The 17,270-nt window shown below is 60.0% G+C and carries 11 protein-coding genes; 10 read left to right on the top strand and 1 reads right to left on the bottom strand.

Annotation, left to right across the window (positions count from 1 at the left end; genetic code table 11):
* Positions 1–10 precede the first annotated feature (10 nt).
* The 3 genes from nirB to cobA are packed head-to-tail and all read left to right on the top strand — an operon-like array spanning position 11 to position 7,574.
* The gene (gene nirB / locus QSK07_RS15615; RefSeq protein ID WP_285721906.1) at positions 11–4,075 is read left to right on the top strand and encodes a nitrite reductase large subunit NirB; all 4,065 of its coding nucleotides are present in this window, start codon (positions 11–13) and stop codon (positions 4,073–4,075) included.
* Complete coding sequence (locus QSK07_RS15610) at positions 4,072–6,693, top strand: nitrate reductase (protein ID WP_285721905.1); 2,622 nt, start codon at positions 4,072–4,074, stop codon at positions 6,691–6,693. The genes nirB and QSK07_RS15610 overlap by 4 nt, the downstream gene beginning before the upstream one ends.
* Positions 6,693–7,574 (top strand): uroporphyrinogen-III C-methyltransferase, encoded by an 882-nt coding sequence (gene cobA, locus QSK07_RS15605; RefSeq protein WP_285721904.1) that lies wholly within the window; start codon positions 6,693–6,695, stop codon positions 7,572–7,574. The genes QSK07_RS15610 and cobA overlap by 1 nt, the downstream gene beginning before the upstream one ends.
* An 845-nt stretch (positions 7,575–8,419) precedes the next feature.
* On the opposite strand, the gene QSK07_RS15600 is transcribed toward cobA, so the two are convergent.
* On the bottom strand, positions 8,420–9,232 hold the full coding sequence (locus QSK07_RS15600; RefSeq protein ID WP_285721903.1) for a DeoR/GlpR family DNA-binding transcription regulator: 813 nt from the start codon (positions 9,230–9,232) through the stop codon (positions 8,420–8,422).
* 352 nt (positions 9,233–9,584) lie between these two features.
* On the opposite strand from QSK07_RS15600, the gene QSK07_RS15595 reads away from it, so the two are divergent.
* The 7 genes from QSK07_RS15595 to QSK07_RS15565 all read left to right on the top strand — a co-directional run bounded on the left by QSK07_RS15595 (position 9,585) and on the right by QSK07_RS15565 (position 17,089).
* On the top strand, positions 9,585–10,382 hold the full coding sequence (locus QSK07_RS15595; protein WP_275219576.1) for a GolD/DthD family dehydrogenase: 798 nt from the start codon (positions 9,585–9,587) through the stop codon (positions 10,380–10,382).
* Positions 10,383–10,437: 55 nt separating this feature from the next.
* Entirely contained in the window at positions 10,438–11,373 is a 936-nt protein-coding gene (locus tag QSK07_RS15590; protein WP_275219575.1) for a D-ribose ABC transporter substrate-binding protein, read from the top strand.
* 45 nt (positions 11,374–11,418) lie between these two features.
* Positions 11,419–12,030, top strand: a complete 612-nt coding sequence (locus QSK07_RS15585) for a DUF2291 family protein (protein ID WP_285721902.1) — start codon at positions 11,419–11,421, stop codon at positions 12,028–12,030.
* Positions 12,031–12,040: 10 nt separating this feature from the next.
* Entirely contained in the window at positions 12,041–13,567 is a 1,527-nt protein-coding gene (locus QSK07_RS15580) for a sugar ABC transporter ATP-binding protein (RefSeq protein WP_285721901.1), read from the top strand.
* A 38-nt stretch (positions 13,568–13,605) separates the two neighbouring features.
* A complete protein-coding gene (locus tag QSK07_RS15575; protein ID WP_098050780.1) occupies positions 13,606–14,673 on the top strand; it encodes an ABC transporter permease in 1,068 nt (355 codons plus the stop codon).
* Between the two features lie 11 nt (positions 14,674–14,684).
* Positions 14,685–15,482, top strand: coding sequence for an SDR family oxidoreductase (locus QSK07_RS15570; protein ID WP_285721900.1), 798 nt, complete (start codon positions 14,685–14,687; stop codon positions 15,480–15,482).
* 173 nt (positions 15,483–15,655) lie between these two features.
* Positions 15,656–17,089, top strand: coding sequence for a YchO/YchP family invasin (locus QSK07_RS15565; RefSeq protein WP_285721899.1), 1,434 nt, complete (start codon positions 15,656–15,658; stop codon positions 17,087–17,089).
* The last annotated feature ends 181 nt before the right edge of the window (positions 17,090–17,270 follow it).

Here is a 17,270-nt window from a genome sequence, read left to right as displayed (position 1 = left end):
GGAGCAGACCATGAGGCAACGGTTGCTGGTGATAGGTAATGGCATGGCCGGGATGCAGATGGTGGAGAGCCTGCTGCAGCTCGCGCCGCAGCGTTACGCCATTACGGTCATTGGCCGCGAGCCGCACGGCAACTACAACCGCGTGCTGCTGTCGCCGGTGCTGGCCGGTGAAAAGTCCTTTGGTGACACCCTGATCCACGATCGCGACTGGTATCAGTGGCACGGCGTCACGCTGCTGACCGGTGAAACCGTGCAGCATGTCGATCTGGCCGCGCGTACGGTGCAGACCGATCAGCGCCAGCTCGGCTGGGATCGGCTGGTGTTCGCCACTGGTTCACAGCCCCGTCTGCCCGCGATTCCCGGCATTGACGCAGAGTGCGTAATGGGTTTTCGCAGTATCGCCGATGTCCGGCAACTGCTGGCGGGCCTGGGACCGGTGGTGGTGCTGGGTGGCGGCTTTCTCGGCGTTGAAGCGGCGGCGGCACTCCGCGCGCGTGGCCGTGAGGTCACACTGGTCCATCACAAACCCTGGCTGCTGGATCGCCAGCTGGATGCAAAAGCGGGCGAGCTGTTGCTGACGGCATTAGTACGGCGCGGCATTCGCTGCGAACTCAACAGCGGACTGTCGGCGATAGACGAGGCGGGCGTAACGCTGACCTGCGGGCGTCACTGCGTCGCCACGCAGGTGGTGATTGCCATCGGTGTTCAGCCAGAGGTGACGCTGGCGCAGGCGGCAGGGCTACCGTGTCAGCGCGGCATTATGGTCGATGGCCAGCTGCGGAGCGGCATTCCCGATGTTTACGCCGTGGGCGAGTGCTGCGAAATCGCGGGCGAAACCTTTGGCCTGGTCGCGCCCTGCCTGGCGCAGGCACAGATTCTGGCGGCGCAGCTGGCGGGATCGCCGCTGGCGGATTTCGTCAGTGAACCGCTGGCGACGCGGCTCAAAGTCAGCGGCATTTCGCTGTTCAGCGCTGGCGACGTCAGTGAGGCACCCTCCATCAGCAGTTTTGATCCGCTCTCCGGCGACTACCGCCGTCTTTTTATCCGTCAGGGCCGCCTCTGTGGCGTACTGCTCTTTGGCGACACCCGTCAGGGCCCCGCATTGCTTGAGCGTCTGCAGCGCGCCGAACCTGTCACGCTCAATGCCCTGTTCGATCACGATCAACCTGAACCGCAGCCACAGGCTGCAGAGAGTCCTGAGATGAGTAAACCGGTTTTAGCCGTGATTGGTCACGGCATGGTCAGTCACCACTTTCTTGAACAGCTGGTTGCCCGGGAAATGCATCAGCATTATCACATCGAGGTTTACGGCGAGGAGCGTCAGCAGGCTTACGATCGGGTGCATCTGTCGGACTATTTCAACGGTAAAACGGCCGGCGATCTGTCGCTGGTCGGCGCGGACTTCTTTGCCCTGCACGGTATCGAACTGCGCAGCGGCTGCACGGTCAGGGAAATCGATCGCCAGCAGCGCAGCCTGCGTGACAGCACGGGCAGTGAACTGGCGTGGGATAAGCTGGTGCTGGCGACCGGCTCTCGTGCTTTTGTCCCGCCGGTGCCGGGCCACGATGGCGAACGCTGCTTTGTCTATCGCACGCTGGACGACCTGGATGCCATTGCCGCCTGCGCCCGTCATAGCCAGCGCGGTATCGTGATTGGCGGCGGCCTGCTGGGTCTGGAGGCGGCGAATGCGCTGCGGCAGCTCGGGCTGGAGACGCACGTCGTGGAGTTCGCGCCGCGCCTGATGGCGGTGCAGCTCGATGAGGGCGGGGCGCTGATGCTGCGCCAGAAGATCGATGCGCTAGGCGTGACGGTTCATACCTCAAAACAGACCGAGCTGATTGAGCAGCAGCCCGACGGCAGCGTGGTGCTGCGCTTTGCCGACGGCAGCCATTTACCCGGCGATCTGGTGCTGTTCTCCGCCGGTATCCGTCCGCGCGATGAGCTGGCGCGCGAGGCGGGCCTGACGCTCGGGCCGCGCGGCGGCATTGAGATTAACGATCGCTGTCAGACCAGTGATGACGACGTGTTTGCCATTGGTGAATGCGCGCTGTGGAACGGCCAGATCTTTGGCCTGGTCGCGCCGGGCTATCAGATGGCGCGGGTGCTCGCCGGGCATCTGGCGGCTGAACCAGCTGCCTTCAGCGGCGCGGACATGAGCACTAAGCTGAAATTGCTGGGCGTGGAGGTGGCCTCATTTGGTGATGCCCATGGCCGCACGGCGGGCAGTCAGCACTATCACTGGACCGACGGGCCAAAAGGCATTTACAAGAAAATCGTGGTCTCTGCGGAGGGCACCCGACTGCTGGGCGGCGTGCTGGTCGGGGACAGCAGCGATTACGCCACGCTGCTGCAGATGATGCTCAACGCTTTACCCTTGCCTGCCGCGCCGGAGAGCCTGATCCTGCCTGCGCTGGCCGGGGCGCCGAAAGCACCAGGCGTCGCGGCGTTGCCCGACAGCGCCCAGGTCTGCTCCTGTCACAACGTCAGCAAGGGCGATATCTGCGCGGCGGTGAAAGACGGATGCAGTGAGATGAGCAGCATCAAAAGCTGCACCAGAGCGGCCACCGGTTGCGGCGGCTGTGCGGCCCTGGTGAAACAGGTGATGGAGTTTCAGCTGGAAAATCTCGGCGTCGAGGTGAAAAAAGATGTCTGCGACCACTTCAGTTATTCACGCCAGGAGCTTTATCACCTGGTACGGGCCGGTGAGTTCAGAACCTTTGATGCGCTGCTGGCCTCACACGGCAAGGGTCAGGGCTGTGAAGTGTGCAAGCCGCTGGTGGGGTCGATTCTTGCCTCATGCTGGAACGACTATCTGCTGAAACCGGCGCACCTGCCGCTACAGGATACCAACGACCGCTACTTCGCCAACATCCAGAAAGATGGCACCTATTCGGTGGTGCCGCGTGTCCCGGCAGGCGAAATCACGCCACAGGGGCTGATCGCCATCGGTGAAGTGGCGGCGCGTTATGACCTCTACACCAAAATCACCGGCGGGCAGCGTATCGACCTGTTTGGCGCGCGCCTTGATCAGCTGCCCGCTATCTGGCAGACGCTGCTTGAGGCCGGTTTTGAAACCGGCCACGCCTACGGTAAATCGCTGCGCACCGTGAAGTCCTGTGTCGGATCGACCTGGTGCCGCTACGGCGTGCAGGATTCGACCGCCTTCGCCATCGCGCTGGAGAACCGTTACAAGGGACTTCGCGCCCCGCATAAGATCAAGATGGCAGTTTCAGGCTGTACCCGCGAGTGTGCGGAAGCGCAGAGCAAAGACATCGGCGTGATCGCCACCGAAAAGGGCTGGAACCTCTATGTCTGCGGCAATGGCGGCATGAAGCCGCGCCATGCCGACCTGTTCGCCAGCGACCTCGACGACGCCACGCTGCTGCGCTATGTCGATCGCCTGCTGATGTTCTATATCCGTACGGCTAATCGCCTGCAGCGCACCAGCGTCTGGCTGGATAATCTGGAAGGCGGTCTCGATTACCTGCGGCAGGTGGTGATTGAAGACAGCCTTGGGCTGGGCGAGACGCTGGAGCAGGAGATGCAGCGGGTGGTTGACGCCTGGCAGTGTGAGTGGCAGACCACGCTGGCGGACCCGTCGCGGCTCGCGCTGTTTACGCCAACGATCAACAGCGATCAGCCCGATGAAACTCTGCACTACAGCCGGGTACGCGGTCAGCGGCAGCCTGAAGCCGTGGCTGCGCGCCCGCTGCTGCAGCTGCCCGTCGAGCCGTGGAGCGCCGTCTGCGCACTGGAAGCGATTCCGCCTGAAGCAGGGATCGGGGCGCGACTCGGCAGCGAGCGTGTTGCGCTGTTCCGCTTTGGCGACGCGCTCTATGCGCTGGAGGATCGTGAACCCGGCAGCGACGCCAGCGTGCTGTCGCGCGGGATTCTGGGCGATGTCGGCGGCGAGCCGGTGGTGATCTCTCCGCTCTACAAGCAGCGGGTGCGGCTGCGTGACGGACAGAGTCTGGATAATCCGCAGCATCAGCTGCGCTGCTGGCCGGTGAAGCTCGAAGAAGGGCAGATCTGGCTGGCAAACCGCCCGCAAAATCCACTGGCGCAGGCATCATGAACAGCAGCACCTGTCCCTATTGCGGCGTCGGCTGTGGCGTCTGCGTCACGCCGCAGGGCAATCATCAGGCAACGGTGATCGGCGATCCGCACCATCCCGCTAACGCAGGCCGGTTGTGCGTTAAGGGCGCGGCGCTGGGCGAGACGCTGACGCCACAGGGGCGTCTTCTTACCGCTCAGGTTAACGGCCAGCCGGTCAGCCTGGATGCGGCGCTGGATGCGGCAGCGGCCGGATTACGCGCGGTGATCGATCAGCATGGTCCGCAGGCGGTGGCGTTTTACGGTTCAGGTCAGTTGCTGACCGAGGATTACTACGTCGCCAATAAGCTGATGAAGGGCTACATCGGTGCCGCCAATATCGATACTAATTCGCGGCTCTGTATGGCATCAGCTGTGGTCGGTTATAAGCGGGCGCTGGGGGCCGACGCGGTGCCCTGCTGTTATGAGGATCTGGAGCAGGCCGATCTGGTTTTGCTGGTAGGGTCTAATGCTGCCTGGGCACATCCGGTGGTCTGGCAGCGGCTGATGCAGGCGAAGCAGCAGCGACCGGCGATGCGCACAGTGGTAATAGATCCACGTCGCACGGCCAGTTGTGATCAGGCCGATCTGCATCTGCCGCTGCGGCCCGGCAGCGATGGGGCGTTGTTTTCCGGGCTGTTGCACTGGCTGGTGCAGAACGATGGCCTTGATGCCAGTATGCTGCCGCACCTGAATGGCGTGAGTGAAACCCTGGCCGCCGCCGCGCAGTGGGATGTCGCGCGGGTAGCAGAGACCTGTGATTTAACGGAACAGCAGGTGACGCACTTTTTCCGGCTGGTCAGCCAGCACGATCGGGTGTTGACGCTGTGGTGCATGGGGATAAATCAGTCCGCCACCGGCAGCGACAATAACCAGGCGATTCTTAACCTGCATCTGCTAACAGGCAAAATAGGCCGTGCGGGCTGCGGGCCTTTTTCACTGACCGGACAACCCAATGCCATGGGTGGGCGCGAAGTGGGTGGTCTGGCGAACCAGCTGGCAGCGCACATGAGTTTTACTGACGAAGATTGCGATCGGGTGCAGCGTTTCTGGCGCAGCCCGTCGATGGCCCGCCAGCCGGGGTTGATGGCGCTGGATCTCTTCAGGGCAATTGCGGAAGGCGAGGTGAAGGCGGTGTGGATTATGGGCACCAACCCGGCGGTATCGATGCCGGAGGGCAATCGTGTGGCGCAGGCGCTGGCGGCCTGTCCGCTGGTCATTGTCTCGGATGTGATGGCGCAGACCGATACCAGCGCTTTTGCCGATATTCTGCTGCCCGCCCAGGGCTGGGGCGAGAAGAACGGCACGGTCACCAATTCTGAGCGACGTATTTCGCGGCAGCGCGCCTTTGTCGCCGCCCCGGGTGATACCCGGCCTGACTGGTGGCTGCTGGCGCAGGTTGCGCAGCGGTTGGGGTTTCGTGAGGGATTCAACTGGCAGCATCCGTCGGAGATTTTCTGCGAGCACGCGGCGCTGTCGGGCTTTGAGAACGGTGGTCAGCGGGCATTTGATATCAGCGGGCTGGCGCAGTTGAGCCAGGCAGCATGGGATGGGCTGCGTCCGGTTCAGTGGCCGGTAAACAGTGATTTCCCGCAGGGCTGTGCGCGGTTATTTGGCAATCGCCGCTTTCTTCACCCGGATGGCAAAGCCCGGCTGCTTGTCCCGGCCACGCCCGCTTTAACTCCGCCTAATGCGGCTTATCCGCTATTGATGAACAGCGGTCGGGTGCGCGATCAATGGCATACCATGACGCGCACCGGTCTGGTGCCGCGTCTGATGCAGCACTGTGATGAACCGTTTGTGTCGCTTCATCCCGCTGACGCCGTGCAGTATGGCGTCGCGGCGGGCGGTCTGGCGCGGGTGCAGTCGATGCAGGGCTGGATTAGCGCGCGGGTGTGCGCTGATGCCGGGATGCGGCGCGGCGAGCTGTTTGTGCCGATGCACTGGAACCGGCAGTTCAGTCAGCAGAGTCACGTCGATATGCTGGTCGCCGCCCGCGCCTGTCCGTTTTCAGGGCAGCCTGCGCTGAAGCAGACGCCGGTGCGGATTCTGCCGCTGGCGGTGAGCTGGCAGGGCTGGTTGTGGCAGCGCGGGGTTACGCAGCTGGCGGGATTGCGTTACTGGTCGCGTGCGCCCTATGCGTCGGTGCAGCGTTATGCGGTCGCAGGCGAGGGATCGCCGCAGGCGTGGCTGGCCGGGCAGGTTGATTTGTCAGGTTGTGACCTGCAGGTCGCCACTGGCAGCGGCAATGATTACCGGCTGCTGGCATGGCGAAGCGGCGAGTTACAGCTGGCGTTTTATGCCGGTAGCACGCTGCCATCGCTGGATAGTGCCTTTGTCGCGGCGGCCTTTGCGGATGCGCCGCAGGATGCTGCCGGTCGGCACAGCGTGCTGGCGGGCCAGTCGGTGCAGCGCAGCGCGGTGGGCCGGATTATCTGTAGCTGTATGGCGGTGGGTGAGCAGACGATTTTGCAGGCGATAGCGCAGGGGTGTCGCAGCACTCAGGCATTGGGTGAGAAGCTGAAGTGTGGCACGCAGTGCGGCTCCTGTATTCCGGAGCTGAAGAAGTTGCTGCTGTCCGACGTGGTTGTGGAGGAATGATGACGCGAGCAATTGATTCTCTGGACAAGTTACTGGCCCCGGTCGGTGTGGCAAAGCCGCAGGGTGTTGTGTGGCTGGTCGGCGCAGGCCCTGGTGATGTGGAGTTGCTGACGGTGAAAGCGTTGCGGTTGCTGCAGCGGGCTGAAGTGGTGGTATATGACCGGCTGGTGAGTGAGGCGGTAATGGCAGAGGTGCCGGAGAGTGCGCTGGCCATTGATGTGGGTAAGCAGCCGGGACAGCACGGGTTGAAGCAGACGCAGATCAATCAGTTGCTGGTGGATATGGCACGCAGCGGGCGCGATGTGATCCGGCTGAAGGGGGGTGACCCGTTTATTTTTGGTCGCGGTGGCGAAGAGATGGTGAGTCTTCAGGAGGCCGGGATTCGTTGTGAGGTCGTGCCGGGGATTACGGCGGCGGTGGGCTGTGCGGCGGCCTGCGGGATTCCGCTGACGCATCGGGATTGTGCGCAGTCGCTGCGGTTGATTACCGGGCATGGCCGGAGTGGCGAGCCGCAGCTCGATGCAGCCGCGCTGTCGGCGGTGAATCAGACGCTGGTGTTTTATATGGGGTTGAGCTGGAGTGCGTCGATCAGTGCGCAGTTGCAGGCACAGGGACGGGATGCGGCGACGCCGGTAGCAATTATTGAGAATGGAACCCGGCCGGATCAGCGGGTATTAATTACCACGCTGGGTGGGCTGGCGGAGACGGTAGCGCAGGAGAAGCCGGTTTCGCCGTCGCTGCTGGTGGTGGGTGAGGTCGTGCGGTTTTATCGGGCGGATTTGCAGGTGCGGGGTGATGGGACGGTGAGCCGGTGCGATGTGCAGGAAGTCGGGAGCCTTGTGCAGGAAGTACGGTGCGTCGTGCAGGAAAGGCCTGCCTGATCGCAAAGGAATCCCGCATCCCTGCGGACTGGGCTCGCCCTCCCTGGCTCGCACACTTTGCTCTTCAGGCAGGCCATTCCTGCACGGCTGGCAATAGTGCGGCGTTTTGCGGAGGGGGCCTGGAATCAGGTGCAGGCAGGTCTGGGTGAGAAGGCAGGAAGGGTTTGAAGAGCCGGTGTGTCGTGCAGGAAAGTCCTGCCTGATCGCAAAGGAATCCCGCATCCCTGCGGACTGGGCTCGCCCTCCCTGGCTCGCACACTTTGCTCTTCAGGCAGGCCATTCCTGCACGGCTGGCGATAGTGCGGCGTTTTGCGGGAGCGGGTCTGGAATCAGGTTCAGGCAGGTCTGGGTGAGGAGGCAGGAAGGGTTTGAAAAGCCGGTGTGTCGTGCAGGAAGTATGGTGCGTCGTGCAGGAAAAGCCGGCCTGATCGCAAAGGAGTCCCGCATCCCTGCGGACTGGGCTCGCCCTCCCTGGCTCGCACACTTTGCTCTTCAGGCGGGCCTTACCTGCACGGCTGGCGATAGTGCGGCGTTTTGCGGGAGCGGGTCTGGAATCAGGTGCAGGCAGGACTGGGTGAGAAGGCAGGAAGGGTTTGAAGAGCCGGTGTGTCGTGCAGGAAGTATGGTGCGTCGTGCAGGAAAAGCCGGCCTGATCGCAAAGGAATCCCGCATCCCTGCGGACTGGGCTCGCCATCCCTGGCTCGCATACTGTGCTCTTCAGGCAGGCCATTCCTGCACGGCTGGCAAGGTGCGGGTTTGCTGCAATGCCCGCGCTTTCCTGCGCCTGACATTCTCGTTTCTCAGTGTTCTGGAATCACTCACGGCACTTCGGTACGCATGTTCAATTACATCGCCCGCTTCAGCGGCAGCGGGGCCACCAGCACTTTCACGCCTAAAGCTTCAAACGCTTTAACCTGCGCGGTGCTGATGCCGCTGTCGGTGATCAGGTAGTGGAGGTTGCTCCAGTCACAGGGCAGCGCGAACATCGACACCTTGTCGATTTTACTGGAGTCCGCCACCACGTAGACCGTACTGGCAGATTTGATCATCGCCAGTTTGACCTTGATGTCCGTTTCGCTGGGGAAGCTCAGGCCCAGACGCGGTGAGATGCAGGCGGTTGCCAGAAAGAGTTTTTCGGCCAGCACATTTTCGAAAAAGCTGGCCGCCTTCTCGCCCGAGGTGGAGAGCGTCGGGAACTTAAAGGTGCCGCCGGTCAGCAGGATATTAATCCCCGGCTCGCCGCCCAGTTTCAGCGCGATGTTCACCGCCGTGGTCACCACGGACAAACGGCGGATATGGCTGATAGCGTCGGTAATCGCGGTGGTGGTGGTACCGGAATCGAAAATCACCGTGTCGCCATTTTCGATATGCTGCGCCGCAAGTCGGCCAATCGCCTCTTTCTCTTCCAGATGGGTCTGCCGCTCCAGCAGCATCGCGCCGGTATTCTGCTTGCCCGTCATCAGCGTTGCGCCACCGTGGTAGCGCTGCACAAACCCTTGTTTTTGCAGCATGCGCAGGTCGCTGCGTAATGTGGCTTCAGTCAGTCCAAAGGTCTCGGTCAGCGCTTTGACCGTGACCGTACCATCTTCACGGATCATCTCCAGAATTTTCTCGCGGCGTTGCTGCATGTCAGCGAACTGCTCACTTTTGCTTTTCAATCGAAATGCTCCCTTTTCCAGTAACCTGATGGCTCGGGCGAACAAAGTCTCTGTGGCTGAGTTTAACGCGCCATTTTTATGAATGCGAGATGACCTGGATTGCCTTTTGTTTTCGAACGAAAACTAAATAATCCGCAGGTTAATGAATCTCTCATGGTTTCCCGATTGCAGTCAGCAGGCTTTATTTCGGGACTGGAAGCCAGATCACGTCTTTTCAATCAGATAAACGGCTTTGAACGGCAGATGGTCGAAATTTGATCTGCCCCACATATCATTTCTTTTCGATAGATTATATTTTTGTTCGAAAATGATTGAGTCAGCGGCATCAGCAAAAATATGAGGGAAGAGTGGGATGAGTGGTGAATATGACGTAAACCTGCGCTACGGCGTGGATACCGCAATGAACCTGGCCGGTAAGGTGGCGGTGGTGACCGGCGGGCTGGGCGGTATCGCGATGGCGACCAATGGCATGCTGCTGGAGAAGGGGGCGCGTCTGGCACTGCTCTATCCGCCGTTTGAAGCGGAGAAAGTTGCCAGTCTGCAGGCGGACTTCGCGGCCGATCGGGTGCAGTTTATCTGCTGTGACGTCACCGATCCCGCGTCGGTGGAAGAGGCGTTTGACGCGGTGGTTGCCCACTATGGCCGTATCGATATCCTGGTCAACTGCGCAGGCTACGTGATGCTGCAGCCCGTGATTGAGACCGATTTTGCCGAATGGCAGAAGCAGATCGCGGTAAATCTTACCGGACCTTTCCTCTGCTCGCAGGCGGCCGCACGGCTGATGATCCGTGCCGGTGCGGGCGGCAAGATTATTAATATCGCCTCCCAGGCGGCGTCTATCGCGATCGACAACCATGTCGCCTATACCTCCGCCAAAGCGGGCCTGCTGGGCATGACCAAAGTGATGGCCAAAGAGTTTGCTCCGCATCGCATCAACGTAAATACCCTGTCGCCTACCGTAGTACTGACGCCGATGGGCGAGAAAGCCTGGCGCGGCGAGAAAGGCGAGCAGATGAAAAAGCTGATCCCGCTCGGTCGCTTTGCCTATACCGATGAAATCGCCGCCGCCGTGCTGTTCTTCGCCAGCAACGGCAGCGACATGATTACCGGCGCAGATCTGATGATCGATGGTGGCTTCACCATCTGGTAAGGCCAACCCAACACCCGGGACTTCATACCCTGCCATAACGATAAGAGAGAACATCATGAAAAAGCGTACCCTGCTGTGCACTGCCGTGGCTGCCTGTCTGGTTTCTCAGGCGGCGTTGGCCGCCGAAAAAGGCACCATTATGATTCTGGTTAACTCACTCGATAATCCTTACTACGCCTCTGAGGCCAAAGGCGCCAGCCTCAAAGCGCAGGCGCTGGGGTACAAAACCACGGTGCTGTCGCACGGCGAAGATGTGAAGAAGCAGAGCGAACTGATCGACGCCGCTATCGGTAAGAAAGTGCAGGGCATCGTGCTGGATAACGCCGACTCCACCGCCAGCGTGGCGGCGATCAAAAAAGCCAAAGATGCCGGCATTCCGGTGGTGCTGATCAACCGTGAAATCCCGGTGGATGATGTGGCGCTGGCGCAGATCACCCACAACAACTTCCAGGCGGGTTCAGATGTGGCCAACGTCTTTGTCGAGAAGATGGGTGAAAAGGGCAAATACGCCGAACTCGCCTGTAACCTGGCCGACAATAACTGTGTGACCCGCTCAAAATCGTTCCATCAGGTGCTGGATCAGTACCCCGATATGCAGAGCGTGGCGCGTCAGGATGCCAAAGGTACTCTGATCGACGGCAAGCGCATTATGGACAGCATCCTGCAGGCGCATCCGGATGTGAAAGGCGTAATCTGCGGTAACGGCCCGGTTGCGCTGGGTGCCATTGCGGCGCTTAAAGCCGCCGGTCGCAACGATGTGATCGTAGTGGGGATTGATGGCAGCAACGACGAACGCGATGCAGTAAAAGCGGGCACACTGAAAGCCACGGTGATGTTGCAGGCACAGGCGATCGCCGCTGAAGGCGTGACCGATCTCGATAACTTCATTCAAAAAGGCGTGAAGCCGGAAAAACAGCGGGTGATGTTCCGCGGCATTCTGATTACCCCGGAAAACGCCAAAGGCGTCCAGGACTTTAACTACAAGTCGTAATTAACCGCTGCCGCGCCTGCGAAAGCGGGCGCCAGGGAGAAGAAAATGTCCCGAAGAGTCTGGCTGACGCTGGTGGTCATGCTGTCAGGCGGCTGCAAAATTGTCTCGCAGCAGGAGCTGGCTGACCTGAAGAATCCCCCCAATCCGAAGATGGCCGACATCGACCAGTTGTGGCAGCAGAAGCTGGTGCCGCAGATTCAGGCCGAGGCTAAACCGCTGGCGACGCTGATGACGTCGCTCCAGTCTGCCAAAGACTTTGACAGCGCCTGTCAGACCTATGGCTATCGCAGTCAGGCTGAGAATCCCTGCGTCTTCAGCGTCTCCGTGCGTGGCGAGGTAACCGCTGTCAATACCACTTCGCGTAGCGGAAAAATGACCGTGAAGGATGAATTGGGTGACAGTGTCACTATTCAGATCGGGCCAATCATTCGTGGCACGGCGCTACGTGATGTCTATAAAGGCGCGAGTTATCAGGACTTCAACGATCAGGTGCTGTTTGGTGATTACGGCAAGGCGATCAACCAGCATGCCTCAACCCTGATGCAGCACTTCGCACCGAAGGTTGGCGACAAAGTGAGGGTCAGCGGCGTATTCAGCAGCTGGGACATTCCGCAACAGCTGCCGGATATCACCCCGGCTGCCATCACCCGGCAATAAGGAGCGGCAGATGCAAAATCCGCAACCGTCCGGCGACGTGATTATCGAAACGCGCAACGTGTCGCGTCTCTATCCCGGCGTGATCGCGCTCGATCAGGTCAGCTATCGCGTATATCGCAACAAAGTGAATGTGCTGATTGGAGAGAACGGGGCCGGCAAATCCACCATGATGAAGATGCTGGCCGGGGTAGAAACGCCGTCGTCGGGCAAGATCCTGCTGGATGGCCAGGTGGTGTCGCTGAACTCCACCCATCAGGCGGAGAAGCAGGGGATCAGCATCATTTTTCAGGAGCTGAATCTGTTTCCCAACATGAACGTGATGGACAACATTTTTATCGCCAACGAGTTTTTCCAGCGCGGCGTCATCAATGAAAAGTATCAGTACGCGCTGGCGAAGTCGCTACTGCAGCGGCTACAGCTCGATGTCGATCCCTATGCGCCGCTGGGCGAACTGGGCATCGGTCATCAGCAGCTGGTGGAGATTGCCAGGGCGCTGTCGAAGGATACCCGGGTGTTGATCATGGATGAACCCACCAGCGCCCTGAGCCAGTCGGAAGTGAAAGTGCTGTTCAATGTCATCGACCAGCTAAAGCGGCGCGGCGTCACCATTATCTATATCTCACACCGGCTGGAAGAGCTGATGGAGATAGGCGATCACATCACCATTTTTCGCGATGGGCGCTTTATCAGTGAGCGCGAGGTACGCGACGTCAGCGTGCCGTGGATTATCGCCCAGATGGTGGGCGATAAGAAAAAACAGTTCGACTATCAGCCTGCGCCACAAGGGGAAACGGTGCTGGAGGTTGAGGGGCTGACCGCGCTGCATCAGAACGGCGGCTACAAGCTGAATGAGGTCAGTTTCAGCCTGCGTAAAGGTGAGGTGATCGGCATTTATGGACTGCTGGGCGCGGGGCGTACCGAGCTGTTTAAGGGGCTGATTGGCCTGATGCCCTGTCAGTCGGGCCGGGTCCGGCTGTCCGGTAAGGATCTGGCGAAACGCAGTTTTCAGCAGCGGCTGAAAAGCGGCATCGCGCTGGTGCCCGAAGATCGTAAAGGCGAAGGGGTGATTGAACTGATGTCGGTTACTGCCAACATGACGCTTTCTGACTTCAGCCTGCGCGGTTTTCGTCGGGCGCTGGGGCTGCTGAATCCGGGCCGGGAGCAGCAGCGGGTCAGTGAGATGATCGGCCATCTGGCGATTAAAGTCAGCGATCCCGATCTGCCGGTCACGGCGCTAAGTGGCGGTAATCAGCAGAAGGTGGTGCTGGGTAAGGCGCTGATGACCGGGCCGCAGGTGGTATTGCTGGATGAGCCGACGCGCGGCATCGATGTCGGTGCCAAAACCGACGTTTATCACCTGATTGGCAATCTGGCGCAACAGGGGCTGGCCGTGATGTTTTCGTCGTCCGAGCTGGATGAGGTGATGGCGCTGGCGGACCGCATTTTAGTGATGGCCGATGGCCGGATAACGGCCGATCTGCCCCGCGCAGCGGCAACGAGAGAACATCTGATCGCGGCATCAACCCCGCAGGATTAAGCGCCTGGCCCATTGGGCTAAGCTGGCCGGAGAATGTCATGAACCAAAAATATCTGCTCTATATGTACCTGCTCAAGGCGCGCACCTTTATTGCGTTGCTGATTGTGGTCGGCTTCTTCAGCGTGATGGTGCCGAACTTTCTGACCCCCTCTAACCTGCTGATTATGACGCAGCACGTCGCCATTACCGGGTTGCTGGCGATAGGGATGACGCTGGTGATCCTCACCGGCGGTATTGATCTCTCGGTAGGCGCGGTCGCCGGGATTTGCGGCATGGTGGCGGGTGCGCTACTGACCAGTGGCATTCCGTTATGGGGGGGCAATACGCTGTTTCTCAACGTGCCGGAAGTGATTCTGGTGGTGGCGATCTTTGGTGTGCTGGTCGGGCTGATTAACGGTACGGTGATCACCCGACTGGGCGTGGCCCCCTTTATCTGTACCCTGGGCATGATGTATGTGGCGCGCGGTGCGGCACTGCTATTCAACGACGGCGGCACCTACGCCAATCTGGTCGGGATGCCCGCGCTGGGCAACACCGGTTTTGCCCTGCTGGGTTCCGGTACTGTGCTGGGCGTTTATCTGCCAATCTGGCTGATGCTCGGCTTCTTACTGCTCGGCCTCTACCTGACGCGCAAAACCCCACTGGGCCGTTACATCTACGCCATTGGCGGCAATGAGTCCGCCGCGCGGCTGGCGGGCGTGCCGATGATCAAAGTGAAAATTTTTGTTTACGCTTTTTCCGGCCTCTGCGCCGGTCTGGTCGGGCTGGTGGTGGCGTCTCAGTTGCAGACCGCGCATCCGATGACCGGCAACATGTTTGAGATGGACGCCATCGGGGCCACGGTGCTGGGCGGTACGGCGCTGGCGGGCGGGCGTGGGCGGGTGTCCGGCTCGATAATTGGCGCGTTCGTTATCGTCTTCCTGGCGGATGGCATGGTGATGATGGGCGTCAGCGATTTCTGGCAGATGGTGATTAAAGGTCTGGTGATTGTCACCGCCGTCGTGATCGACCAGTTCCAGCAACGTCTGCAAAGCAAAGTGGTGCTGCTGCGTCGCCATGAAAAAAAGCAGCAGGCGGTGCCTCTCACTGATATCCGTCACAGTTAACAGGAGCAATTATGAGCCGCGAACAACGTGGAAAAACAGTGGTGATTACCGGTGCCTGTCGCGGCATCGGTGCCGGGATCGCGGCGCGTTTCGCCCGTGATGGGGCCAGGCTGGTGATGGTGTCAAATACCGATCGGGTCTTTGCCACAGCTGACCAGCTTTCGCAGCAGTATGGCAGTGAGACTCTGGCGCTGCAGGTCGACGTTACGGATGAAGAGGCTGTGCAGCAGCTCTATCAGCAGGCCTTTGAACGCTTTGGTCAGATTGACGTCTCGATTCAGAATGCGGGCGCGATTACCATTGACCGCTTCGACACCATGCCGAAAAGCGACTTTGAGCGGATTCTGGCCGTGAACACCACTGCCGTCTGGCTCTGCTGTCGTGAAGCGGCGAAATATATGGTGAAGCAGAGCTGCGGCAGTCTGATTAACACCTCATCGGGGCAGGGACGACAGGGCTTTATTTACACGCCCCACTATGCCGCCAGCAAAATGGGGGTCATCGGCATTACCCAGAGTCTGGCGCTGGAGCTGGCACCGTGGAACATTACGGTCAACGCCTTCTGTCCCGGCATCATTGAGAGTGAGATGTGGGATTACAACGATCGCGTCTGGGGCGAGATCCTCAGCAGCGAGGAGAAAACCTACGGCAAAGGTGAGCTGATGGCGGAGTGGGTGAAAAACATTCCGCTGAAGCGTGCCGGTCAGCCGCAGGATGTCGCCGGGCTGGTGGCGTTTCTGGCTTCAGAGGATGCGCGCTATATCACCGGACAGACCATTAACGTGGATGGCGGCTTAATCTTCTCCTGATGACGCCTGAGATGACGCTGGCCTGCTGCATAGCAGGTCTTTTGTATGCCAGACTTTTCTGTTATATGCACAAAATGCCTTTGCTGTCCTGAATCCCCGTCACAATATGTTAAGGTAATGGTCAATGAATTTGACTTTATCGCAGCAACAAATTAATTAACGTGCCGGGTGACATGATACCTAAAACAGGGGTTCTCTCTTTGATTGCGCTGTCGCTCTCTGCCATGCAGAGTGCCCGCGCGTTTCAGACTGAAACGGCAGTGTCAGAAACGCCGTTCGACAATCCTGCGCGCTACAGTGAGTCGCTGCCAACGCTTGGCAGCACCCGCGACGAGAATGAAGCGTGGAGCAAAAAGCTGGCAGCGGTGGCGAAAAGCATCGGTGAAGCGAGTAACAACAGCGACAGCAATGTTACGTTTGGCCAGCAGGCGGGCGTCTGGGCATTCAATCATCTGCGCGATGAAGTGGCCGACCGGGTTGAGAGCGAAGGGCAGTCACTGCTTTCCCCTTATGGTACCGCGCAGCTCGATCTGAAAGTCGACATGAACGGCAACTTTGCCGGCACGGGCGGCGATCTCTTCAGCACACTGGCCGACGAGAACAGCCTGCTTACCTTCAGCCAGCTTGGCCTGCATGATACCGGTGAGGGTCTGGTCGGCAATGCGGGACTGGGACAACGCTGGGACGCCGGTAACTGGCTGCTGGGCTACAACGGCTTTGTCGATCACGTCTTCAGCAGCGGCCTGCAGCGCGCCTCGGTGGGAACTGAAGCCTGGAGTGATTCGATGCGTTTCTCTGCCAACTACTATCAGCCGCTTTCTGGCTGGAAAAATCTGGGCGATTCGCAGCAGCAGCGCATGGCGCGCGGCTATGACATCACCAGCCAGAGCTATCTGCCTTTTTATCGTCAACTGGGCGTCTCGGTGAGCTATCAGCAATATCTGGGGGAGAATGTCGATCTGTTTAACAGCGGCAACCGCTACCACAATCCCTCCGCCATGTCGTTTGGCCTCTCTTACACGCCGGTGCCGCTGGTGACGCTGTCTGCCACCCACAAAGCCAGCAGTGCCGGTGAAAGCCAGGATCAACTCGGTCTGAAACTGAACTACCGATTTGGCGTAGCGCTGAGCCGTCAGCTTGATGCCGGTAACGTCGCGGAAGCGCGCTCCCTGCGCGGCAGCCGTTACGATACCGTGACGCGCAGCGATACGCCGGTGCTCTCATTCCGTCAGCGCAAAACGCTGTCGGTGTTCCTGGCGACACCCCCCTGGCAGTTAAGCAGTGGCGAGAGTCTGCCGCTGAAGCTGCAGGTGCGGGCCAGCAATGACATCAAGGCAGTGAGCTGGCAGGGTGACACGCAGGCGCTGAGCCTGACGCCACCGGCCAATAACGCCGATCCGCAGGGCTGGAGTGTGATCTTACCGCAGTGGGACCCGTCGCCAGACGCCAGCAACGAATACCGGCTGTCGGTGACGCTGGAGGACAGCAAGCAGCAGCGTGTCACCTCTAACTGGATCACCCTGAAAATTGAGCCGCCGATGGCCATGGACGCATCCCCGCAAAACGATCGTTACGATTTAATGGCACCCACCGGCACGGCGCTCTAGCGGACACCTGCCAGCACGGCGCTCTGTCGGGTAGATCCGGCCGGCGCGGTGCAGGGTACGTCCGGCCGAATTTATCACAGGGTCGTGCTGATGGGTCCGTCAGGCTTATGTGTCAGTAGTAACATCATGTTGCAATCATCAGCCGAAACTATTGCAGCGATGCGTAAGGTACGCCGGCAAA

Source organism: Pantoea sp. QMID4 (genome assembly GCF_030270445.1).
In the GTDB taxonomy this organism is placed as follows: domain Bacteria; phylum Pseudomonadota; class Gammaproteobacteria; order Enterobacterales; family Enterobacteriaceae; genus Pantoea; species Pantoea vagans.
Note: the sequence above shows the minus strand (reverse complement) of the source record. Positions and strands in the feature narration are given on the sequence as shown.